This is a genomic window from Maribellus sp. YY47 (genome assembly GCF_023111095.1).
In the GTDB taxonomy this organism is placed as follows: domain Bacteria; phylum Bacteroidota; class Bacteroidia; order Bacteroidales; family Prolixibacteraceae; genus Draconibacterium.
In genome coordinates this window covers 194,691-218,102 of record NZ_JALGYW010000009.1, presented here as the reverse complement: position 1 = coordinate 218,102, position 23,412 = coordinate 194,691, and the positions used below count along the sequence as shown (strand labels likewise).

Annotated in this window: 17 protein-coding genes; 11 read left to right on the top strand and 6 right to left on the bottom strand. The window is 38.2% G+C overall.

Annotated features, from left to right (window positions below; translation table 11 throughout):
• Window positions 1-329 precede the first annotated feature (329 nt).
• The 9 genes from MR764_RS09705 to MR764_RS09665 all read left to right on the top strand — a co-directional run bounded on the left by MR764_RS09705 (window position 330) and on the right by MR764_RS09665 (window position 9,597).
• On the top strand, window positions 330-1,535 hold the full coding sequence (locus MR764_RS09705; RefSeq protein WP_247979217.1) for a site-specific integrase: 1,206 nt from the start codon (window positions 330-332) through the stop codon (window positions 1,533-1,535).
• A gap of 3 nt (window positions 1,536-1,538) precedes the next feature.
• Window positions 1,539-2,276 carry a hypothetical protein gene (locus MR764_RS09700; RefSeq protein WP_247979216.1) on the top strand — a complete coding sequence of 246 codons (738 nt, stop codon included), beginning with the start codon at window positions 1,539-1,541 and terminating at the stop codon, window positions 2,274-2,276.
• Window positions 2,277-2,475: 199 nt separating this feature from the next.
• Complete coding sequence (locus MR764_RS09695; RefSeq protein WP_247979215.1) at window positions 2,476-2,910, top strand: helix-turn-helix domain-containing protein; 435 nt, start codon at window positions 2,476-2,478, stop codon at window positions 2,908-2,910.
• Between the two features lie 72 nt (window positions 2,911-2,982).
• Entirely contained in the window at window positions 2,983-3,474 is a 492-nt protein-coding gene (locus MR764_RS09690; RefSeq protein ID WP_247979214.1) for a hypothetical protein, read from the top strand.
• Between the two features lie 302 nt (window positions 3,475-3,776).
• Window positions 3,777-4,436 carry a hypothetical protein gene (locus tag MR764_RS09685; RefSeq protein WP_247979213.1) on the top strand — a complete coding sequence of 220 codons (660 nt, stop codon included), beginning with the start codon at window positions 3,777-3,779 and terminating at the stop codon, window positions 4,434-4,436.
• 4 nt (window positions 4,437-4,440) lie between these two features.
• Window positions 4,441-5,769 carry a replicative DNA helicase gene (locus MR764_RS09680; RefSeq protein WP_247979212.1) on the top strand — a complete coding sequence of 443 codons (1,329 nt, stop codon included), beginning with the start codon at window positions 4,441-4,443 and terminating at the stop codon, window positions 5,767-5,769.
• 20 nt (window positions 5,770-5,789) lie between these two features.
• Window positions 5,790-6,323 (top strand): helix-turn-helix domain-containing protein, encoded by a 534-nt coding sequence (locus MR764_RS09675; RefSeq protein ID WP_247979211.1) that lies wholly within the window; start codon window positions 5,790-5,792, stop codon window positions 6,321-6,323.
• A gap of 730 nt (window positions 6,324-7,053) precedes the next feature.
• On the top strand, window positions 7,054-9,165 hold the full coding sequence (locus MR764_RS09670) for an ATP-dependent helicase (RefSeq protein ID WP_247979210.1): 2,112 nt from the start codon (window positions 7,054-7,056) through the stop codon (window positions 9,163-9,165).
• An 18-nt stretch (window positions 9,166-9,183) separates the two neighbouring features.
• Entirely contained in the window at window positions 9,184-9,597 is a 414-nt protein-coding gene (locus tag MR764_RS09665) for a hypothetical protein (protein WP_247979209.1), read from the top strand.
• 910 nt (window positions 9,598-10,507) lie between these two features.
• Here MR764_RS09665 and MR764_RS09660 read toward each other — a convergent pair.
• A complete protein-coding gene (locus MR764_RS09660) occupies window positions 10,508-11,332 on the bottom strand; it encodes a substrate-binding domain-containing protein (RefSeq protein ID WP_282189184.1) in 825 nt (274 codons plus the stop codon).
• Window positions 11,333-11,398: 66 nt separating this feature from the next.
• On the opposite strand from MR764_RS09660, the gene rbsK reads away from it, so the two are divergent.
• Both rbsK and MR764_RS09650 read left to right on the top strand, forming a co-directional pair.
• Window positions 11,399-12,364: a ribokinase gene (gene rbsK, locus MR764_RS09655; RefSeq protein WP_247979208.1), complete on the top strand. Its 966-nt coding sequence runs from the start codon at window positions 11,399-11,401 to the stop codon at window positions 12,362-12,364.
• Window positions 12,365-12,400: 36 nt separating this feature from the next.
• On the top strand, window positions 12,401-13,402 hold the full coding sequence (locus MR764_RS09650; protein ID WP_247979207.1) for a GRP family sugar transporter: 1,002 nt from the start codon (window positions 12,401-12,403) through the stop codon (window positions 13,400-13,402).
• Between the two features lie 333 nt (window positions 13,403-13,735).
• On the opposite strand, the gene MR764_RS09645 is transcribed toward MR764_RS09650, so the two are convergent.
• From MR764_RS09645 to MR764_RS09625, 5 genes are all read right to left on the bottom strand, one after another.
• Window positions 13,736-16,417: a hypothetical protein gene (locus MR764_RS09645; protein ID WP_247979206.1), complete on the bottom strand. Its 2,682-nt coding sequence runs from the start codon at window positions 16,415-16,417 to the stop codon at window positions 13,736-13,738.
• A 147-nt stretch (window positions 16,418-16,564) separates the two neighbouring features.
• A complete protein-coding gene (locus MR764_RS09640) occupies window positions 16,565-18,172 on the bottom strand; it encodes a RagB/SusD family nutrient uptake outer membrane protein (protein WP_247979205.1) in 1,608 nt (535 codons plus the stop codon).
• Between the two features lie 12 nt (window positions 18,173-18,184).
• Entirely contained in the window at window positions 18,185-21,280 is a 3,096-nt protein-coding gene (locus MR764_RS09635) for a TonB-dependent receptor (RefSeq protein WP_247979204.1), read from the bottom strand.
• A 46-nt stretch (window positions 21,281-21,326) separates the two neighbouring features.
• Window positions 21,327-21,851: a DoxX family protein gene (locus MR764_RS09630; protein WP_247979203.1), complete on the bottom strand. Its 525-nt coding sequence runs from the start codon at window positions 21,849-21,851 to the stop codon at window positions 21,327-21,329.
• A gap of 5 nt (window positions 21,852-21,856) precedes the next feature.
• Window positions 21,857-23,401 carry a Gfo/Idh/MocA family oxidoreductase gene (locus MR764_RS09625; RefSeq protein ID WP_247979202.1) on the bottom strand — a complete coding sequence of 515 codons (1,545 nt, stop codon included), beginning with the start codon at window positions 23,399-23,401 and terminating at the stop codon, window positions 21,857-21,859.
• Between the last annotated feature and the right edge of the window lie 11 nt (window positions 23,402-23,412).

Here is a 23,412-nt window from a genome sequence, read left to right as displayed (position 1 = left end):
GCACAAACAAGATACCATTAAAATTAAAAGCTATAAAAGAACAGACCGTTTCAAAGCTAGCTTTGAAACGGTCTGTGAATCTATTAACTTAGTCCAATAATCTGTAACGCTTATTTAGGACTAGTCAGTGCCCAGGACGGACTAAATTAAGTGAATTGAAAAATATCTTCGTAAATCATATTTTTGTCAAATGCCCCTTATATAGCCGGATTTAACAAGATATTTTAAATAGAATTATTCTTATAACTTTACTTTTGTTCATAACTTACGGGTATGAATTTTTGAAGTCATACCCGATGTTTGTAATTTGCCTGGAAAATACTGATCGAATGGCAAAAGTATATTTCAAGGTTTTAACTAAAGCAACGGATCAAAGCAAAGATGTTTTTATCCGCATTCGATTTAAGTCAGGTAGCACTGACCAGTCAACGACAACCGGTGAAACAATAAAGCTTGAATACTGGAATATTGAAAAGCAGGATTTCACAAAAGCTTACTTTAAAGGTAAGGATCCGCTTCAAAACCGACTTCAAAAACTAAAAAGCCATGTGTTAGAAGAATCTCTGGAAACAAACGAATATCCGAAGGGATGGCTTTTGTCTGTTGTTGATCAATATCGCTTCCCAAAAAAATACGAGAAACTTCTTAGTACAGCCATTTACGATTGGGCAGAACGACATATTGCCTCGATAAATGTAGCGAAGCGAACAAAGTATAAATACGAAGCAATGTTGAAAAGTCTCAAAGAGTTCGATCCAGATTTGGATTGGAAGGGACTTGATTTGGCCTTTATGAAGAAATACAGCCTTAATCTTGAAAGGCAGGGATTAGCTCAAAACACGATTTTTGACAGAATGAAAGTGATTAAGGCATTGGCACGTGCTGCCGAAGAGGAGAAAGTAAATCTATATTCAGACTACAAAGCATTTAAGTTAAAAACAGAAGAAAGTGATAATATTTATCTGAATGAAGAAGAAATTTCACGGATTTCAAGGGTGAACCTTGACAGACATCCCTGGCTTTATGATACACGTGACTTATATGTGATCGCCAGTTGGGTCGGAGTCAGGTTCAGTGACTATGACAAAATATCTTCCGAAAATATAAAAGGGAACCTGATTTATTTCAAACAGGCTAAAACAAAGGGCCGTGTAATAATTCCACTCCATCCGGTTGTCAAGGAAATTCTGGAACGCCATGATTGGAAACTTCCCAAGCCCAAAGCTAACCAGCCATTCAATCGTGATCTTAAACTTATTGCCAAAGCTTCTCGGCTTCGCCAAAAGGAGATAAAGGGAATAACCAAGGGAGGAGCCTACTCAGAAAAGACACTTGAAAAGTGGGAAATGGTTACCAGTCATACAGCCAGAAGAAGTTTTGCAACGAACTTATATAACCAGGATGTGGAGGTTATTACCATTATGAAAATGACAGGGCATAGAACAATAAATTCGTTCCTCAGATATATCAAGGTATCAGAGGAAGAGCATGCACGAAAGCTTCAAAAACATTGGGAGAAAATTTATAACCTATAAAATATGACATTGATAATTAATCTCGTTGCTCCAGATCATGACGAACTGGATTATGAAAAGATATTGACAGAAACATATAGCAAGGGGAAAGAGAATGATTTATTCGAATACTACCTGAAGGAAGAATGGGAAAAGGCCGGTAGGCAGGGAATATCGTTTGATAATTTTAAAGATGGTTGCCTTGAAATATTGGAAATGTGGCAGGATGAGATTTTTCAGGTAGCACAGCAGGAGAAAGTTTTCGGAGATATCGTACATATCGGTTTTATAGTTGGAGAGCCAGGTATGGAAGTAAGCATGAATACGATAAGTCATGTTAAGGATATTATTGACAGAATTGTTAAAGAAAAAGAAGGGGGCCAGGCAGCTCCAGCTAAACCAACACCCGCTAAGTGGAGCGGCTTTCATTTACTCAGACCTATTTTTGTGGATAGATTTAAGGAAGACCACTATAACAATCTGAAACAATATTTTTCACCTCAGGAAGAGTTCCGTAAATTTGTTTTCGGTGAACCATTTAGGTTTCACATAAATTTCAATGGAACACAGAATCAATTTGCCTGTTTATTCAAAAAACTAAAAGAGGACGGAGACGTACATTTCCCTGCCTCGAATGAAAAGACCGCAATCTATCTGTATTCGGCTTTTGTTTTCAAAAAAAAGTTTGGACGATCGCTAGTACGGTACTTCACCGGGAAGACGCCAATAAATCCAGACGACTGCATCGATTCCGCAATCTAAAATCATAAACCGCTGATTATTTTTCAGCGGTTTTTTTATGAATCATTACCATGTCATCTAATCCCCATTAGTAAAAATGATGCTCATTAGGGTAATCATTAGGGGATTCATTAATAGCCATTGGGGTAACCGTTAGGGTGCCTATTTTTTCCGGTTTGCCAGTGCATTAGTTTTGATCACATCATGACAAATTAATGCAATGAACGATTCAAATTTTAATTCAAAAGACTTTAAAAATGTACAGTTCGTGTTTACTGCCGGCGAGCTTTACAAATTCCATAAGGAGACTGAAGGTACGACTGATAGTGCCTTTATCGATTCAATGATGCAAAAGGCTTTTGAGATTAGAAATTCTTATGCTACGGTTTCAACTAAAACAAGCGATCCAGTGGTTCACACTTCCACGGACCTACCAAATTTAACTTCAAACAGCGAGCTTGCCGACAGTTCAGAAAAAGAAGATAAACAGATTACTCGGAAAGAGGCCATGCGGATTCTGAATGTCAGAACAGTACTTACTATGATTCGCTGGGAAGAAAAAGGAATACTTAATCCGCTTCGCATTAACAGCCGGATTAGATACTGGAAAAGTGAGGTTCTCAATGCTGCTGAAAGTTTCCAGCGGATTAGATAATCTTACCCATAATCGAAAAATAGCACCCACTGGTGCCTGTAAAATCAATATAAATCATTTAATATTTTAAAAATGAACAATCAAATGAAGCAGAGTTCTTCAACCGTCAACGAAATGTTGACTGAACAAACACAAAGTGAAAGAACAACCTGTGAAAACATGCTGCGGGGGAAAAACGATCGCTTTACGCAGTTACATGGGGAGGATACACAACTGATTTGGGGATTTGTCGATAAAAGGTTGGAAGTTAGGTTGTTATTCTCGAAAAATTCCCGGGGATATGAAATTCGATGGAAAGAAAAGTTTCTTTTCGGTTCGGTTGTTAGGGAAGTGTATATTGATTGCACCAGCAATTCTCCTGAAGAATTTATGCTGGCAGCTACTCTGGAACTGAATAAGGCGCTCTCGAAATACAATATAAGCAAGCAACAGGTCTTGCTGGAACTAAAGGATCTTACAAAAGACATCCAGGAGTCTGATTACAAAAATGAAAAGAAGGAAGAATCCGAAGTAAAATCAGAAAATCCGAATCAAAATTCCTTACTGAAAAACTACCTGGGATGATAGACCCAATGGCAAAAACATCATTCCGAAATCATCCACTAAAGTTTTAACAATGGAACTAAAACAAATCCTTCAATACCTCAGGGATAAATCTGCTACCGAGGCTATGATAAAAAACGGAACCGGATTAAGTCTACGGACCATAAAGCATTGCCTGACAGAATTACGAAAGGCTGAGATGCTGTGGGATGCAGGCTTTAAACCTTGTGAGATCACCGGAGAACCGAATCAGTACTATACGTCAAATCCTGATTATGCCAGACCGTGCTTGCATCAATTAAAATTATGGGAGGGGCAAGGTCATGAGTGAAACCTTCATCAAGCTCTTCCGAAAGATTGAACACTGGCGCTGGTACACTGATGCTGTAGTATCCCGGTTGTTCATACACCTCCTGATAAAGGCAACGTATGATCATTGTGGCAGGGAAGATCAGGATCTAAAACCGGGAGAATTAATCACAGGCAGACGGAAACTGGCATCCGAGTTAGCCCTTACAGAGAAGCAGATTCGTGGGGCACTTTTGAAGCTCGAAAGAACAGGAGAAATCAGCATAAAAAGGGCCAGCAAATACAGTGTGATAACAATCAATGAATGGGGTACTTATCAGATTTCACTGGTAAGGGCAGGGCCAGCAAAAGGGCCGTCAAGGGGCCGGCAAAGGGCCACTATTCAAGAAGGTAAAGAAATTAAAGAAGAATTATTTAATCGATTTTGGCTGCTTTATGATAAAAAAGAAGGTAAGAAACAATGCGGAAAGAAATGGAAGAGTCTATCACCTGAGGTTCAGCAACAGATACTGGAGCACGTTCCAAAATACGTTGCATCCACTCCGGATAAGCGATTTCGGAAAAATCCCCTCACATATTTGAATGGTGAACACTGGGAGGATGAAATTATCGACAGCAGTCCGGCTAACCGGAAAAGACCAGAAGAGAGAAAAATACAAAAATTAGAACGTTAGAACCATGAATAGTTATTGGGGAATACAGGATAAAGTACCACCGCAGGCATTAGATGCAGAAGGTGCGGTTCTTGGAGCACTGATGGTTGAATACGGTGCTTTCGAAAAAATAAACGGAATAATTGATGCCCAGCATTTTTATTCCGAAGCCAATCAGAAAATTTTTGAGCATATCAAGACGCAGATGGCGAAGAATCAGCCGATAGACTTAATAACGGTAACCCAAAGCCTAAAAGATGCGGGTCATCTCGAATCAATCGGAGGACCGGGTTATCTCACCCAGCTAACAAGGAATGTTGTTTCTGCCGCACATATTGAGGCTCATTCCCGGATCATCGCTGAAAGGTATTATCAAAGGGAATCAATTTTGAAGGCCACTGAAATAATCGGTATGTCATATGATGGCAGGGATGTGGAAGAAATTGGTCAGCAGTGGCAGCAGTCCGGAACCGATCTTGAAAGCATTTTTACGGTGGCAGATGCTGGAACACCATTACCAATTGTGCTGAAAGATACCATGGAAGAAATGAACCAGGATTGTGTCAGGTTAAAGGAAAAACAAACACCAGGTATCCCAACCGGTTTCGAAAGCCTCGACGAAGCATCCGGTGGCTGGCGCAATGGTGATTTGTGTATCCTGGCAGCCAGACCAGGTGTAGGTAAGACCTCCTTTGCACTTCATTTTGCAATGATGGCAGCAATTTCAGGCTACCGGGTAAATTTCTTCAGTTATGAAATGAAAAAGGAAGATCTTGCCAGGATACTGTTGGCAACCGTAAGCGGTATTTATCGTGCTAATATACGTGACGGACGTTTGGACACCGAGGACTGGAAGAAAATCAATAAAGCAGTCGGAGAACTGGAAAACCTTACGATCATCTTCCGGGATGCAAGTGGAATGAACGTGGAACAGGTGCAGGCTATGGTTCGTGAAAACCATAAACACGGGAAATGCGACTTCGTAATCATTGATTACCTGCAGCTGATTAGCCCGGTTAAGAAGGCTATGATTAGGGAGCAAGAGGTGGCACAGATCAGCCGAACATTAAAAATGATCGCACAGACCCGAAACATCCCCGTATTGGCACTATCTCAGCTGAACCGGACAGCAGAGGGTGAAACACCAAAACTGTCTCATTTGCGCGAATCGGGGTCAATAGAGCAGGATGCCGATAGCGTGTTCTTCCTGCATCGACCCGGGGAGAAAGAAAATATTATTGAGTTCTCGGTAGCAAAACATCGCCGGGGTAAGCTGGGAAGTTTTGATGTTAAATGTAACGACCAGATGACCAGGTTCAAAGAAGCCACGGAAGTATTTGACAAAGAGTTTTAGCACAATTAAAAACAAAGAAAATGAATGATCAAAAAAGAATATACGAGAAATCATCTGAACGTCAGAAATTAAGATACCTGCGAGCGTTGGAGTCCAATAACATGAACCAATCGCTAACGGCCAGGGAACTGGGGATTTCACGATCAACAGTTGCACGATATTATAAACAGTACTGGTCGGAGTACCTGCAGAACAAACCGGCAGTATTTGAAGAATCAAAAAACATAGCCAGAAAAAAGATGATACTGGATGCAGACCTGGAAAATATCTCAGTTAAGCTTCGCACAACCTTTCTGAAATCACTGAATCTGATGGGCGAGCGGCTAAAGAATGATCCGGCAAGCATTAAAACAAAAGATCTGATCCAGTTCATTGCAATTGCAGCTCCCTATCTGATGGAGAAGTTGGCTGTAGCCGGAGCCAAAGAAATACCTCCGATAAAGGAAGAAAGTATAATGACTACTCATTCCAAGTTTGTAGAACAGATAACAAACCATATCAGAGCCAAAAAGGCTGCGGGAGCCCCAAGCAAAGGTTTCAATGATTCAACATAGCGCAGCTTTCCACATTGCTACAGTTTTGAAGAAAAAGCGCTGGTAGCAAAAATTACAGAATGATTTGGGCTTAAGCCCATACAACAAAAAGTGTTGCACTGATCAGACGTCCTCCGGGACTGCTTCTGATCGGTGAATAGGGAAGGTCTGCATCAAATTATAATCGTACAGAAGAAAGTTTATCATAGAAAAATAGAGTGTAAGTAGTAGATTATTAATCATTTAAAATCCTAAAATTATGAAAAAGATTGAAGTTTATGAATGCAGTTACTGCAAAAAAAGAATTACAAGTTGAAGGCATCTTGTGCTGCACACGAAAGGAAATGTTTTTTTAATCCGGTCACCAGAAGTTGTGCTACCTGTGCATATTCCAGGTACAGTAACTTCAGTGTGGAGGAAAAGGGTGGCTTTGTCTCTTACGGAACCTGCCTGTTAAACGAGAACATTCTGGATAAGAAGAAGACGCAATGTGAGAAATTTCTTTCGAGGAATGATCGTAAGATCTGGTTTAAAATCTTTTTTGCTCTTCTCGAATACAGGCCAATTCCCTATGTAGAAGAACAATTAAAGCAACGGTTTCCTGACAAGAAACTTGCAGTGAGAGATCTGCAGCCTTTAGATCCTATTGATATATTATGGGGTAAATATTCCATCACAAACGGAGTTTTTTCACGGATTTACCGGGTTCCATTTATCCCCGGATCAGAGTAATAATTTAAACAGAAAGCAAATGAATACAAATTCTGAATTTCGAAATCTTATTTCATTGGCGGGCAGCGCTAAATTCAATAGATCCGGTTCTGATCCGTACAGTTTCTCTTGCGAAACAGGTCAGGAAGCGAGTATAGAAGCCTTGCCAAATGATGACCTGAAATGCCGGATAGAAGAATTGCAAGCAATTGCACGATCAATCGACAGCAAGATAGTCAGTCATAAAATAGATGATCCGACAAAGTACAAGATCGACTACCAGGCAGAGCTAAATTCTCAGCAATTGAGTGCAGTCCTGGAGATCGATAATCCTTTGTTGGTGATTGCCGGTGCAGGAACAGGAAAGACACGGGTTATAACCTACAAGGTAAGCTACCTGATTGAAAAAGGTTATTTGCCGGAAGAAATCCTGTTGCTGACCTTTACAAAGAAGGCATCAAAGGAAATGCTCAACAGGGTGAACGTGCTACTTAAAGGAACTAATCCCGGAAATGTATTTGGCGGAACGTTTCACTCTTTTGCGAATTACGTACTACGCAAATATCATCACTTCGTTGGGCTGTCACCGAATTTCTCGATTATCGATGCAAAGGATGCAGAGGATATTGTCGATCTGGTGAAAACAGAATTAAAGATTTCAGGGAATGGCCGAAAGGCCTTTCCCTCGAAAGACACCGTCTATGACATTATATCCAAGTCGCATAACCAGGAAAAGCCTGTTGACGAAATTATCTTTCAGTATTACAATACACAGGTTGAATTTACACTGCAGATTGTAAAAATAGAAGAAGGGTTCAACCAGTACAAAAAAGCGGCAAATTTGCTGGATTATGATGACCTGATCGATCGGTTACGAATCGGACTGAGAGATAATGCGGAGTTCAGGCAGCTGTTGCAAAAGAAGTTTAAATACATCCTTGTAGACGAATACCAGGACACTAACATTGCTCAGAACGAAATAGTGGAACTGCTGACAGGTGATCGAAACTGCGTAACCGTAGTTGGAGATGACATGCAAAGCATCTATGGTTTTCGGGGGGCGAATTTTGAAAACATACTTCGTTTTCCTTCCAGGTATGAGAGTTGTAAGGTGATCAAAATCGAGCAGAATTACCGAAGTAACAAGCAGATCCTTGATTTTACGAACAGGATCGTTGAATCCGCTGTTCTGGGATTTAAGAAAACTTTGTTCAGCGACAGGAACTCACCTCATAAACCTTTAATAAAGAAACTTTACGATACGGAGCAGGAAGCAGAATTCATTGCAGACCGGATCTTTCGGTTAAAGGAAGAAGGGATACCCTATTCTGAAATGGCAGTTTTGGTTCGCGCCAGCTGGCATTCAAATATCATTCAGATTGAACTAAATAAACGAGGGATACCATTTGTTATGGTAGGTGGTATCAAATTCGTAGAAAAGCGTCACATAAAGGATGTGCTGGCCTTTCTGAAAATCAGCTTCAATGTTTATGATGCCGTATCCTGGCAGCGTGTTCTAAAACTGATTCCCGGGATTGGAAAAGTTACAGCAGGGCAGATCATACAGGAAATTCATCGAAAAAAGGGGAGTATTGATTTCTCCGGATTCTCAGGTAAAAAGTACTACAAGATACTAAAACAGCTATCCGGGCTAATTAATTCCTGTCAGCAAAAGCAGGATGATTCAGCATCAGCTATTGATTCCATACTGGATTATTACAAGCCCGTTCTGATGGCTCTGGTGGATGATTACGAAATCAGGTATAATGATCTTGATATACTGACTTCGCTGGCAGGGAAATACAAAAGTGTGGAGCAGTTTGTAAGTGACTTTACCCTGGAACCGCCTTCGGATAAGTTTCAGAGTTCGTTACGGCCACAGGATGATGACGAAAAGCCAATGACAATATCTACCATTCACTCAGCCAAAGGTCTGGAATGGCATTCTGTCTTTATCCCGTTTGCCTTGGATGGACTGATGCCGTCGGTAAAGGCTTTAGACAGCATTGAAGAGTTGGAAGAAGAACGTCGGTTATTTTATGTGGCCTGTAGCCGTCCGAAGGAAAATCTGGTCATTACCATGCCATCATATATGGCTTCCAGGGATGCGTTTTTTACTATTCCTTCAAGGTTTATAGATCAAATTCAATAACTGCAAATCACTTTAAATATGGAAAACGAACAATACAAGCCTAGCGAAATTTATGCTGAGACCTTGGAGATGATGGAGCACAATGAATTTTCTCTTGATGAGCAGCAAATCGTACTTAGAGAATTACAACATTTAGAAGATGTTATCCGTATGATTGATAATTCTTCACAGGAGGTGCGGCAGTATAATTATAACAATTATTTGGTTGGATTAAGCGAGGGAACAATACCTTTTGATATTATGGCATCATCTTTTCTGATTTATCAATATCGGAAATTCGGAATTAATACACGTTTACTGGAACTTCATACTGATATTAACGCTTCGAAAATCGAAGAGTATGATTATATTGATGTGCCGGTATCGGATATTCGTTTTTATGAAAACGAACTTAAAAAGGTAATGGAGAAGCAACTGCGTTTCGTTAACTGATCCGTCGCACATTTTGCATCCATCTCGAAAAGGATTCTCAGGAAACTGGGGATCCTTTTTGGGGTTAAAGTATATATCATTGGTATGTTGTGACCTCTTGTATAGCACTATCGAATCACTTCTACACATTATAGCACAATGTCGAAAATTGCCGGAACGTGGATTTATCCTTTTTATAAGTTTTTTTAGGAAGATAAATAAGAATGCAGTGTTGTTAATGGTCATATTATTAGCATATTGCTAGGATGTTTGTATGGCCTTTATCATCTGTCCTTTGGTTGAAAATAGATCAGATTTGTCGAAACGGGTGACAAATTTTTCATTTATTGGTCTTTGGGGCTGTATTTTTAGATGATTAAATAGCCTTGTAGATTGTATTGTCCTTGTAATTAGCGTTGTATGGGTATTTTTTAGTCCGATCGTCTGTACTGGTGTTATTGCCGGTTGTTGTCGATTACCGGAGCTCCACTGATTGATATAGCCGATATAATGTATGATCTTGTTAAGTTGTTTCAAGGCATAAGAAGAAGTCCCTATGAGACTTCTCGATCTTCGACTTATATGTCTTAAGACGACATTTTCGCTATTGTCATAACCCGTTTTATGTCTGTTCCAATCCTAGCTTGAGCTTTTAGTCTCATATTTTGCTAGTCTTAAGCTTAGATTGTGTAATTCAACTTTCGAATACGGCAAATCTTTACATTACTGATTTTTAATCCTGTTGAGTATAGAACGTGTAAAACGGCTGTATTGTCCATTTGAATCATAGAAAGGATGAGAAAACGATTACAACTGGCCAAGTTAGGCTAAAGATTTACATACAAAACATTTAGTAAATATTTTAAAGAATTGTCAGATTACCTCTTTGCTATTTCAATTTAAGAAAACCATCTCCAGATAAAGTGGTTGTCTATTTTTGTAACTTAGTGTTAACTATGGAGCTAATGGAGCTTCTTGATATTAAAACTGGTTTTAGTAATACTTGACTTGTTGTAATTTCTTTATTTTGAATTTTTGAAAGCAGAAACTTAACGGCAATTTTGCTGATGTCGCTTACGGGCTGGGCAATGCTCGAAAGGGGAGTAGATAAATAATCGAGGTAGGGATGATCATCGAAAGTAATTAATGAAATGTCGTTCGGTACATTAATCTGTTCTTCTTTTAACGCTTTCATACACCCCATGGCAATGGTGTTGCTCAGCGTAAAAATAGCGGTGGGGCGTAGTTTTTGCTGAAGCAGCAACTTGGTTTCGAGGTAGCCGTTTTGAAAGGTAAAATCGTCGCCGGCAATGTTCTCCGACTCGAATCCTGCTTCTTTCATGGCATCGATAAATCCTTTTACCCGCAGTCGATTGGGCGTTGAGGTTTGTACGCCCTGAATACAGGTAATACGCGAGTGCCCATTTTCAATCAGGTGACGGGTGGCTTTGTAAGCACCTTGGTAGTTGTCGGTGGAGATATAGGGAATATCAAGATCCTCAAAATAGCGGTCGATGCAAACTACAGGAATTCCCTGGTCCTGGATTTCCTTGATGTGTTTCCACTGGTCGCCGCACGGTACAATGATCAATCCTTCAATATTTCTGGCTGTCAATTGCAGAAGTTCCATTTTTTCTGTTTCCACATTCTCGTCACTGTCGCTGATGATGGTGATGTAATTGAATTTCCGAAGTTCGGTATTGATTTCGCTGGCAATGCCTGCAAAAAATGGATTATTCAGCGAAGGAATGATCAGCGCTAAGGTTCCGCTTCTTCATGTTCTCAGGTTAGCCGCAAAATGGTTGGGTACATAGTGTAGCTTTTGGGCAGTTTCCCTCACTTTTTCCTGCGATTGTTTTCCAATCCGGTATTGCTTAGCCTTCCCACTCATTTGATTGCAAGACTAGAACGGTTTCCCGTTGCTGGAGAAACTATTGAGGGGAATCATTTTTTGCAGGCTATGGGTGGCAAGGGAGCAAATCAGGCTCTTGCTGCATATAAGTTAGGAGGAGACGTAAAATTTATAACGAGCTTGGGGAAAGATGTCAACGGTGAGAATACATTAAAATACTACCGAAGAGAAGGGCTCGATGTTGAGGCTTCACTTATAGTGGAAGATACTCCTTCCGGTACAGCTATGATTTGGGTGGATGCTGAAGGCGAGAATTGCATAGTAATCACTCCGGGAGCAAATAAAAAGCTTTCACCTAAATATATTTTGGAGAATAAAGATGAGATTATTTCGGCAGATATACTGTTGCTGCAAATGGAGATTCCATACCAAACAGTGAAAACCATTTGTGACATAGCTTACAGAGCTGGAAAGAAAGTAATACTTAATGTTGCTCCAGCCTGCAAAATAGAGGCGGAGGTTCTCCAAAAAGTTGATGTACTTGTTGTTAATGAGACAGAGGCGGAGGTGATCTCAGGGACTACTATAGATAAAATGGGAATGGAAGGTGTGGTCGATCGCTTATTATCTCTTGGGGTAAAGTCGGTGGTATTAACGCTCGGGAAAAAGGGGTGTATAATGAAGGGTCAGGATCAACAGTTTGTCGTGCCTGCTTTTAGTGTGAAAGCTGTTGATACCACTGCTGCAGGAGATACTTTTTGCGCAGCGTTGGCGGCTGAACTGGGGAGAGGACATGATTGGGAGCAGGCGTTGCGTTTTGCTTCTGCTGCCTCGGCCATTTGCGTTACAAGGCTGGGAGCCCAGCCATCGATTCCATCAGTAGAAGACGTTTTCGCTTTTTTGCAAAAGCAGGAGGTAAATCAAGGAGATAATTAGTAGAATCATAAAATTTTATACCTAAAACTAACAAGCATGTACATAGTAACAAGTTATCCATTCGCGATATTTCTTTGCTTTATCACGATGCTTTGCTGGGGATCGTGGGGAAATACTCAAAAACTGGCCGGTAAAACCTGGCGTTACGAACTCTATTACTGGGGTTATGTAATTGGTGTCCTGTTGTTGTCGCTGATTATGGCTTTTACACTGGGAAGTAACGGCGAGGCAGGCCGTAGTTTTATCGCCGACCTGAAACAAGCGGATATGGGCAATATCGGAAGTGCATTTTTAGGCGGAATCATTTTTAATGCGGCCAACATTTTGCTTTCTACGGCGATTGCCATTGCGGGAATGTCGGTGGCTTTTCCGGTGGGCATTGGGCTCGCACTCGTATTGGGCGTAATCATCAATTACATGGGCTCTCAAAAAGGAGATCCGGTATTTCTGTTCCTTGGCGTGGGCTTGATTACCATAGCCATCATCATTAATGCGCTGGCGTATAAAAAAGCTTCCAGTGGCAGTCAGAAAGTAAGCACCAAAGGAATTATGGTGTCGATTCTGGCGGGTGTATTGATGTCGTTCTTTTACCGTTTTGTAGCCGCATCGATGGACCTCGACAATTTTGTTTCTCCCGCGCAAGGCATGATGACGCCTTACACGGCTTTTGTAATTTTTGCTCTGGGTGTTTTTATCAGCAACTTTCTGTTTAATACAATTCTGTTGAAAAAACTCATCAGTGGTGAACCGACCAACTACAAAGCTTATTTTAAAGGAAAATTACCGATACACCTGGTGGGAGTACTTGGCGGAGTGATCTGGGGAATCGGGAATTCGTTTAACTTGATTGCTGCCGGAAAAGCCGGTGCTGCGATTTCTTATGGCTTGGGCCAGGGAGCTACTTTGGTAGCGGCTTTGTGGGGCGTTTTCATTTGGCGCGAGTTTAAAAATTCGCCCAAAGGGACAAATAGAACGCTAACTTATATGTTTGTATTTTTTGGATTTGGAATTCTATTAATAATATACGCAGGACAATGAAAGCGTAAATTTTAGTATTAAAAATATTAGATAAGTATATTATACCGAGAATGTTTAGCCCATACATCTATTCTTTAAAGATGATAGTTTTAATAGTTAGTTTAGATAGAGCTTTTTTCCCAACAGAAGGAAAAACAATCCCGGGAGTTTAACTATTCCCGGGATATTTTAAATTGGATTGTAATCTTCCCCTGGATATGCGGTCTCAATTCTATTTCTCGTACCAAATACCATTTCATCAGCAAATTTGCTCAATAAAAATTCCCCTTCTGCATAACCAAAAATCATTTATATTCTTAATTGAAATGGTATTTTGTATTGATTGACAAGTTGTTACGGGATGGGCGAAATAATATAATTTCCAATTTCACTTTTAAATGAGAATGAGCATTTATTTTTATTTACAGTGAACTCAGAAGTTATATTATTGTTTTGGCAAAACAAACGCCATCGTCCGGGTTTTAATCCTGTTAGTATTACATCTTGTTCGCTTTGGGATAAATAAAGATTAAAAGGATGTTTTATAAAGCCGGTATCAGAATTTAATACAACAATATAGTCTGAGATATTTACAATATATTTTCCGTCTTTTTCTTTAAAATTTACAGGCAAAGGCTGGATACTATCTTCCGTCATTATAAATACATTTAAGAACTTATCGCGAAGGCTTGCCGATTTTGGACTAATAGCAATATGGTATCCTTTGGATTCATCGTCTTGCGTTTTTACAATAGTATAATGGGAATCAATAAAATGGCATGTATCCTGGTTATTCCATGAAGAAACATCTCTATTTTCTATAGAGGGGAGTATAGTTTTTATATGTACTTTCCCTTCTACTTCGGCTTCGTCTTTATTATGTAAAATAATTACAGAATCTGTTATGGTAGGTTTATTTAGAGTATTGATTTTCCAATATTTTTTGAGATCTGCATCAATGGTAGTTATGTCGTCTAGTGTGATAATAAAAGCAGGAATGTCCTCCCTTTTCGTATTAACAAAGCAAAATGTTTTTTTATAATCTTTTATTTTATGCGTATATGCCTTTGTAAGATCAACTTTAAAGTAGCTGTACAAAAATTTATTATCAGTGTATCCTATATCCGATGAGATAACAGTTCCGTTATCGAACCATTTGTCTTGTTGCGCTTCAAGTAAAGATTTTGGGCAGCGCCGGTTGAATTTTGTTCCGCCATCGTTAACCAGATTTTCTCCAAACGATTCTTTAGGGTCAACAACAAGCATCATACTATGAGAAACAGATCTTTTATTAAAATTAAAATCATAAGGTATGCCGTAAGCTATATAAAGTCCTAGGTCGCATATTTGCATGCCATGATAATATAATTGGATTGCTCCTGCATCTGCATGTTGATGATTCCCGAAATGAAATCCACCTCCTTTTATTTCTGCAATTACGTTTTTACTTGAGGCACTCATATCCCATCCTGTTCTAGAGATAAGAGAACCGGTTACAGGTCCGGTTTCAATTGCTAATGGGAAATGGCTATAACTCTTTTGAGGAATTAAATCCGGATTGTTTAATAAGAGGAATAATATTGGATTATCCGGCAACTCTCCTTGTCGTAGAAATTCTCCTTTTAAAATGGCATTATCAGAGTAAGTATAGTCAAGCAACAGCATTTCGGGTTGTTTCCAATAATATGATTTTGTGCGACTAGTTTCTCGGAATACGTCTCCGTCTCGAAACAATTGTCCGTTAGGCAGTCTCATATACAGCCAATAGAGAGGTAATCTTTTTATATTATCGTCAAATACCTGTAATCCCGACATCCGGTAAAATAGCCAGGCAGCATTCATTTCCCACATATGCCTATATGCTCCATAATCAATGCCCTGACTATGGCGACTAGATTGATATTCAAAGCGGCGCATGGGAACTAACTCTTCAAGAACGACAAATGAAGTGTATTTGTATGGTATTGGATCTCGTTCATAAATAGCTATGCTCATAGCTAATAAATCGCGATTTACTTGTGCTTCGGCTCCGTGCCCATTTACAACACTTTCTTTGAAAGGAGGCCAACCAATGCTCATTTTTCTTGCCAGAAGCATCATTGAGTTATAAAGTTTCTCTTTATCCTTTTCTGTTAATAAATCGTTACACCAGTCATACACGAGAGCCGATACATAAATCGAGTGTCCTATATTTCTTGTTATATCTCCATAGTTAATATTGCCATACTCCAAAACCGATAAGTAATTTAATATAAGACCGATAGCTTCCTTTCCTATTGATTTGTTGCCTGTCATTAGATAGTAAAAGGCTTTTGTTTCTACATTTTTTTCTAAATCGGTCGAATAAGATATCTCGTGTAGCGGAGAAAAATGAAATGTATATTTCTTTAAAGCACTATTTTCAACTTTTTGCCATGCTTCACTATTTTCTTTTTTATTTAAACGAGACCTGATTAATGGTAATGATTCTTTATTTACCCAAAGGCGTGGGTGAGTTCTTGGAGGTATAATATTGGGTTGATAGTTTTGTGCCGCGGTGGGCACTTTGGTGGGTATATATTTCTTTATTTCTATTTTCTCGAATTGTATGTTACGGGGAAGCCATATCTTCAGTTTCACTTTTTTTTGAGGAAGAAAAAAACTGCCCAAAACATGAAATTCGTAATCTCTAGCATCCGAAACAATTCTTTTTGTTTTTCGTAGATTATCAAATTGCATTTGAATGCATAAATCTTTTACATAGCCCGGAAGAATTTCCTGACGTTTTACATGGGAAATCATTTCATACCACCCGGAGCTTGGTGCCTTTATTTCAAATATTATATCAGGTTTCTTTCGATATACAGAATCAAGAGAAGCTATGTCTTTTTTTAGTTGTATTTGTTTATTCTGATTAACTCTTTCAGTAGTTTTATTGTTAGTAGAAACACATTCGGGAGTTAAATTATAAATAAATTCTTCCTCTTTTTGTTGAGAAAAAGAATAAATAGCGTAGAAGAATAAAAAATAAAAAGTAATGAATATTTTTTTTGACATATAAATTTTAATAAAAGAAGAAATTAGGCAAATTTCCAAGTAGAATGGTATTATTTAAAAATAGTCCGTTAAGTTTTTATTTATTTCTCGAAATTTAAAAAAACTAACGGACTATTAATGCTATCGTCTTTTTCTAAATGATAATTATTATTCCCATCCTGGATTTGGAGTTAATGCAGGATTTAAATCTAACTCTGTTTGTGGTATAGCCCATAGATAGAAACGGTCGGGGAATCCTCTTTGGCGAATTTTTACCCCGGTAAATTCTGTCATCCAAACGCCATCTACAACATCTTTTGCTATTCTCCACCTGCGTATATCCGAGTAGCGTTGTCCTTCTCCGCAAAGTTCAATCATTCTTTCGTGGCGAATCCTTTCGCGCATTTGTTCTTTGTTTAATCCTGAAGGAAGATTGGGCATTCCGGCACGGGTACGTATAGATTTTACAGCATCGAACACCGATTGGTCGGGGGCAGAAAGAGCTTCATTCTTTGCTTCGGCATACATCAATATTACATCGGCCAAACGAATAAGAGGGATATTCTGAGGCATATTATCTTGCAGTGTATAGCCCGAACCGGTTTCTACAAACTTACGCCAAGCATAGCTTCCCTTTGTCCATATCGGTACATATGCATTGGGATCGCCTGCAACCACCGGGAATTTGTACTCCAAAGATGCCCCGGTTTTTCCTACAAATTCAGACCAAGGAACAACTATTGATTGATTCATACGAGGATCCCTATTTTCGAATAGTTTTCTTACAGATTCTTCATCATTCCAATCTTCTATACTGTTGGGATTAAAAACTTCTCCTCGTGCATTTGTATAATTACTGAAGTCGAAAGGAGAACCATCTGCCATTTCGTACGAATTTACCAATTTAGGGGTAGGGCGAGTGCGTTGCGAGCCTCTTGTTACCCCCGATGCATTTCCATAATTTCTATCAGTTGCAATACCTTGTCCTGATTCCTCAATATACTGAACATCGAAAATAACCTCACTATTGTTATTCCCGGCTACCCTAAATAAAGTGTGATAATCAGCTAATAATTCTCTGTCGCTTTCATCCATGATTTCTTTAAAATCTGAAGCTGCTTTTTCGTATTCTTTAGCCCAAAGATGAGCTTTTCCGCGCATAGCCAATGCTGCCCATTTTGTAACTCTTCCAACGTTTTCTCCTGCATAACTTTCGGGTAATAGCTTATATGCCTCTGTCATGTCTTTTACAATAAATTCGTAAACTTCTTGGTCTGTATTCCGGGCTTTATATGCCTCGTTAACATTCATCGGATAATCGTAGATAGGAACACCTCCAAAAAAGTCCCACAATTTAAAGTAGAAATATCCTCTAAAGAATGTAGCCTCGCCAAGTGTGCGATTTTTTAAATCTTCATTCATTTGGATATTAGATATTTGTTGAATAGCAGTATTTGCTCTATAAATACCTTTAAAAAACATACCCCATGCACCTGAGTAAAATCCTCCGTTAGCAGGGTAAGTTCCTGTTGTTAAGCCTGATGACCACGATTGATAAGAGATGTCGGTAAAGTCGTCTAACATGCCATAAATGACTATGCTGTTAGTAAATTCCTTATTAACATTGTATATGGCATTTACTCCCATTATTGCATCATTTTCCGATTGCCAAAAATCTCCTTCAGATAGCCCAACCAACGAGTTTCGATCGAGGAAATCACTACAAGAAAATAGAAAGCAAGTTGATAGTAATACTAATAATATTTTACCTTTCATAATAATCTTCTTTTAAAATGTTAAATTTAAGCCTATTACCCATTGTTTCATTAAAGGATAGGCCATGCTTGGATTTTCCGGGTTATACCCGTCAAAGGATGTAAAAGTGAAATAGTTTTCCAAGTTTGTATATAATCTCAACCTCTCAATCTGAAATATAGAATTTATTCTTTGAGGGAAAGTATATCCTAACTGGATAGATTTAATTCTGAAATAGGATGTATCGTATAACCAATAATCGCTATATGCTGTATTAATAGATGCTCCTGAAGTATGCAATCGTGGATATTTTGTCGATTTATTTTCAGGAGTCCACCTGTCTAATACTTCTGATCTCAGTAAAAATCCTTCATTTATGTTGAAAGTATTAAACCCGTCATTTCCCCAATAGCCTTTAACGTTGCTTACGCCTTGTCCTACTATATTAAAATCGAATCCTTTATATGCAGCTCCTATATTTATTCCATATGAAAGTTTAGGAAGAGATGAGCCTTTTATTACACGGTCATTATCATCAAATACTTTGTCGTCATTATTATTTTTATACAATATATCACCAGGGCTGGGTGTGCCTCCAACATAAGAACTAAATGTGTAACCTTCTGCAAGTAAATTATCTATTTCCGATTGATCTTGTATAATATGGTCATATTCTAATACATAGAAACTTCTAAATGCCTCATCTTCAACGGTAATAGTTGGGCCACTGATTGATCGGTCTCCATTAAATTTAGTTACTTTATTACTTATAGTTGATAAGTTTCCACTAATGTTGTATGAAAAATCTTTTTTAATTTCTCCATGATAAGATAGCTGAATATCAACACCCTTATTTTTCATTTCTGCTATATTTTGCCAAGGTGGCGAGAAATTACCCATTACCAATGGAATTGGTATTTTAGTTAAAATATCGCTGGTTGTTTTATCGTAATATTCAGCACTTACAGATAATCTGTTTTTTAGAAGAACAAAATCTACCCCAATATTAGTAATTGTGGTTGTTTCCCATTTTATCCTACTGTTAGCAATTTCGATAGGAGCTACTCCTTGTTGAAGTTGACCTGCGAATGGGTAGGTATATGAACCATATACAACTTGGTAAGTATAGTCTCCAATTCTATTATTTCCTAATTTTCCCCACGAGCCTCTTATTTTGATATCATCAAATACAGATTTCAAGGATTGTGCAAATTGCTCTTCTGTTAACCTCCAACCAAGAGAGAATGATGGGAAAAAGCCCCACCTGTTATCTTTTGCAAATCTTGAAGAGCCATCGTACCTCGCATTAGCCTCAAAAAGGTATTTCCCTTTATAGTCATAGTTTATTCGGCCAAAATATGATTGAAGAGCATCATCGGTTCCCGAACCTGTTATAGATTCAAGGTTAACGCCTGCATCCATTATATAAATGGCGTCATCTCCTAATATATCATTTTTCTTTGCGTCAAATTTGTCCATTCTATTGTATTGTTGGTCAAATCCGAGCAAAGCTGAAAAGTTATGAGTATTATTAAATGAATAATTAAAGTGTAAAAGAGAATTCATAATTGTTGAATAGTCTCTTCTGCTTCCATTATAAAGGTTGTTTACACTTGGAGTTTGAGGATATTGATAATCGGTTTGGAAATTCCACAGCGAGTATGGGTTAGTGTATGTCCAATTACGATAATTGCGATAGTTAAAACCGAAACTATTTTCCCACTCTAAGAATTTGAACAATTTTATTTTTCCATAAAACTTCAAGCCTAATTTTTGGGTTTCATAATTTCCCCTTATATTGTCAATATAGGCACGAGGGTTGGCTCCTGGAGGTAGCCCTTCGAACATTTCACCTCCATAACGGCCGTCTTCATAGAAAGGAATAACACCGGGTGTTGTATTCCTAATATTATTAAAGAAACTGGTAACGTCAATAGGGTCTCTATCTGACCATAAGCCATAAACATTACCTCCCAAGTCTAACCATTTAGTTATTTTTGAATCTACATTTAATCGAAATGAATATTTTTTGTAACTGGAATTATCGATAATACCTTTATTATCTAAATATCCTAGAGATAAGAAAAACTGGTTATCTATATTTCCTCCTTTGGCAGTTATGTTGTGTTCGTTTAAAACAGAGGTATTTAACATTTCATCGTGCCAATTGGTATTTGGATATAAAGGATTGCCAAGAGCCGACTCCCGTCTCCATTGTTCAATTAGGTCGGTTGAGTATTTTTCTCTTCCCTCTGATTCGTTTACCAATTCCATATGCGTTGCCATATCGCTTATAAAGTCAACATCTTTTGAAGCATTTTGCCAACCAACATATCCATTATAGTTAAAAGTAACTTTTCCTTCTTTTCCTTTTTTGGTTGTAACCAGAATAACCCCGTTAGCGGCTCTTGAACCATAAATGGCTGATGATGAGGCGTCTTTGAGTACAGAAATGTTCTCTACATCGTTTGGATTTATATCATTCAGCGCACCCGGGATACCGTCTATAATAACTAATGGAGAAGCATCGTTCATTGTACCTTGCCCCCTTACTAAGATGTTTACGCTTTCTGCACCTGGAGTTCCTGACGTTTGTGAGATACTAAGCCCTGCACTTAACCCGGTTAAAGCAGAAGATAAATTCATGGCTGGGCGGCTCGTTAATGCTTCGTCAAATGTTACGGAGGATACAGATCCTGTAAGATTTTGTTTTTTCATTGTACCGTATCCTACAACCACAAATTCATCCAATAGAGCGATTTCTGATTTAAGTTCAACATTTAACTCATTACTGGTTCCTACTTTTATTTCTTGAGAGGTATAACCAAGATATGAAAAAATAAGAATTACATTTTCATCATTTGTTATATCTAAAAGGTAATAACCATCTACATCAGTTACGGTACCATTGGCTTGGTCTTTAATCCTAATTGTTACACCAACCAAAGGAATTCCTTTTTCGTCAACCACTCTTCCTTTTAAGGGGCGCTTAGCCTGATATGAGGTAACATCTGTTATCTTCTTTTCTTTGTCAGGAATAGGTAAGGTTGTCCCCTTTGAATTACCGGGCAATATCATAATAATTAATATTGCTAATAGTAACATAATTTGATTTGAATCCTTTTTCATAAGCACTTTTTCATTTTTAGTTATGTTAAATATGATAATAGTTTAATTATATCTTTTTACGATGGAAGAATAGTTTATAAATAATACTGTCTTTTTTTATTTTGCTATCTACGACAAATCGATCCAGTCCGGTATAAGTACCTGAGCTAAACATCATTAGCACAACTAGAGAGGCTATCTCAATTATGTTTCTATCTATAATCCAATAATTTCCACCTGTATGAAAATTTGCAGCAAGGTTAGAAAAAGGAGGATATGCCAAATAATAGAAAGACAGCAAAACAATGCCAAAAAATTTGGCTGGCTTTTCAAAAAAACCGAGAAAAAGCGCTAATCCTATTAATATTAAACCCCAAATATTTAGCGCATCTATGTTTTCTATCATTGTTTGGGATTGTGCCCAACTTTTAAATAAAGGAGCCAAAGGACCTGTGCTATGTAATAAAAATGAGGCGGAAGACCAACCGGAGGAAAGGTATTTAAAAAGGCCCTCATAAAGGAAGTGCCATCCGATAGCAACACGTAACAATGTTAGTGCTATAATTTGTTTATTTGAATACTGATTGTTCATAATACTTAGCCTATAGAATATTGTTCGTTTACTTTGTCCCAAGAAATAGTTTTCTTATGCAGATATGATAAATTTGCCATACAAAGAGTAACTGCTTCTTCAAAACCTGCGTCTATACCACAACTAACTTTTCCTTGTCCTCTTATTGCATCTACCCATTCTTTTAGATGAAGAAATGTTGCATCTATTATTTTTCCGTCGATATATGTAGGTCCATAACCACTTTTAAAGTAGTTTTTTGATGTGGCCGATGTAACAGCATCAACATCTACACGGGCATTTGGGGCATAATAATAAAACGGATTATCCGAGTCTTCGGCAATATCTTTATATCGTTTAGAGTAGGTGTCCTTATATAGCATTATTGCCCTGTCTATTTCCATAGTAGCTTCCGAACCTAATATTCTCGTTTGCCTATATATTCCACTTTTCAGAGTTCCGTCGTAACTCATTGTTAAAGATTTATCGGGAAAGTAGAAAACTGCATTAAATACATCGGCCAAGTCGTCTTTGCCAACATTATAATAAAAATGTCCTCCCATTGCTACTACAGATTCTGGTATTCCTACTCCTAGAACCTGGTTAACGCAATCGTATGTATGCGAAAAGTCGTTTCCAATCATACCTGTACCATAATCGTTATATCGTTGCCAGTTGAAATAGCGCTTATGGTCAAAATTATGCCATGGGGCATTGCCTAAAAATTCTTTCCAGTTTATTGTACTTTCATTTCCTAAATTGTCAAATTGCCTTTCTCGTATCCACGCGCCAAAAGGTGTATTTCTATTAGTAAAAGTTTGTATCATCGACACATCGCCTAAAACCCCTTTCTGATATAGTTCATTTCCAAGCTTGTAACTCATTTGTTGCCTGTTTTCATGTCCGATCTGAAAGACTACGCCCGAATCGCCAATTGTTTTCTTAAGTTCAATTGCCGTTTCAATAGTATGGCACATTGGTTTTTCCAGGTAAATATGTTTGCCTGCCTTTGCTGCATCTATTGCAATTTGTCCATGACTATGGTCGGGGGTAGCTATTATAACTGCATCAATATTATCGCTATTGAGCATATCTTTGTATGTTCTGTATTGTTTTATTTTGGATAGAATTTCAGGAGTATTTCTATCTTCTCTAACATTGTTTTTGGCAGCGTCTAACCCTCGTGCAGAATGAATATCAAAAGTATCGCATATACCGGTTATATCTACAAATAGATTTTCATGCCTTCTTTGATAGGGAAGCCATCTCTCGTAAAGTTTCTCCGTTTTCATCTTGTTAACGTAATCGGGATGAAAGAAGCCAAGCGAATTTAACAGACCTTCTCCTCTCCAACCATGCCCTATAAGACCTATTCTTATCCTGTTTTGCTCGTTTCCTGTAGGTTTTGGTAGTCTTTCGCTTATTACATCAAATTGATTGATACTTAGTTGTTCTTTTGAGTCAACTTTTTTATCGTTTAATACTTTATAAATATTTTTTGTAGCTCCAATTGAAAATGCACCTAAAATGGGCATAGAAGAAATACCCATTATAAAATTTCTCCTTTTCATTTTTCTTGTTT

What these genes read in the sequence shown, in the direction of transcription:
- MR764_RS09680 (WP_247979212.1), top strand. Translation starts at nt 4,441, where the DNA reads ATGAATAGTTATTGGGGAATACAGGATAAAGTACCACCGCAGGCATTA.
- MR764_RS09690 (WP_247979214.1), top strand. Translation starts at nt 2,983, where the DNA reads ATGAACAATCAAATGAAGCAGAGTTCTTCAACCGTCAACGAAATGTTG.
- MR764_RS09625 (WP_247979202.1), bottom strand. Translation starts at nt 23,401, where the DNA reads ATGAAAAGGAGAAATTTTATAATGGGTATTTCTTCTATGCCCATTTTA.
- MR764_RS09700 (WP_247979216.1), top strand. Translation starts at nt 1,539, where the DNA reads ATGACATTGATAATTAATCTCGTTGCTCCAGATCATGACGAACTGGAT.
- MR764_RS09685 (WP_247979213.1), top strand. Translation starts at nt 3,777, where the DNA reads ATGAGTGAAACCTTCATCAAGCTCTTCCGAAAGATTGAACACTGGCGC.
- MR764_RS09650 (WP_247979207.1), top strand. Translation starts at nt 12,401, where the DNA reads ATGTACATAGTAACAAGTTATCCATTCGCGATATTTCTTTGCTTTATC.
- MR764_RS09635 (WP_247979204.1), bottom strand. Translation starts at nt 21,280, where the DNA reads ATGAAAAAGGATTCAAATCAAATTATGTTACTATTAGCAATATTAATT.
- MR764_RS09670 (WP_247979210.1), top strand. Translation starts at nt 7,054, where the DNA reads ATGAATACAAATTCTGAATTTCGAAATCTTATTTCATTGGCGGGCAGC.
- MR764_RS09640 (WP_247979205.1), bottom strand. Translation starts at nt 18,172, where the DNA reads ATGAAAGGTAAAATATTATTAGTATTACTATCAACTTGCTTTCTATTT.
- MR764_RS09630 (WP_247979203.1), bottom strand. Translation starts at nt 21,851, where the DNA reads ATGAACAATCAGTATTCAAATAAACAAATTATAGCACTAACATTGTTA.
- MR764_RS09675 (WP_247979211.1), top strand. Translation starts at nt 5,790, where the DNA reads ATGAATGATCAAAAAAGAATATACGAGAAATCATCTGAACGTCAGAAA.
- MR764_RS09695 (WP_247979215.1), top strand. Translation starts at nt 2,476, where the DNA reads ATGAACGATTCAAATTTTAATTCAAAAGACTTTAAAAATGTACAGTTC.
- MR764_RS09665 (WP_247979209.1), top strand. Translation starts at nt 9,184, where the DNA reads ATGGAAAACGAACAATACAAGCCTAGCGAAATTTATGCTGAGACCTTG.
- MR764_RS09645 (WP_247979206.1), bottom strand. Translation starts at nt 16,417, where the DNA reads ATGTCAAAAAAAATATTCATTACTTTTTATTTTTTATTCTTCTACGCT.
- MR764_RS09705 (WP_247979217.1), top strand. Translation starts at nt 330, where the DNA reads ATGGCAAAAGTATATTTCAAGGTTTTAACTAAAGCAACGGATCAAAGC.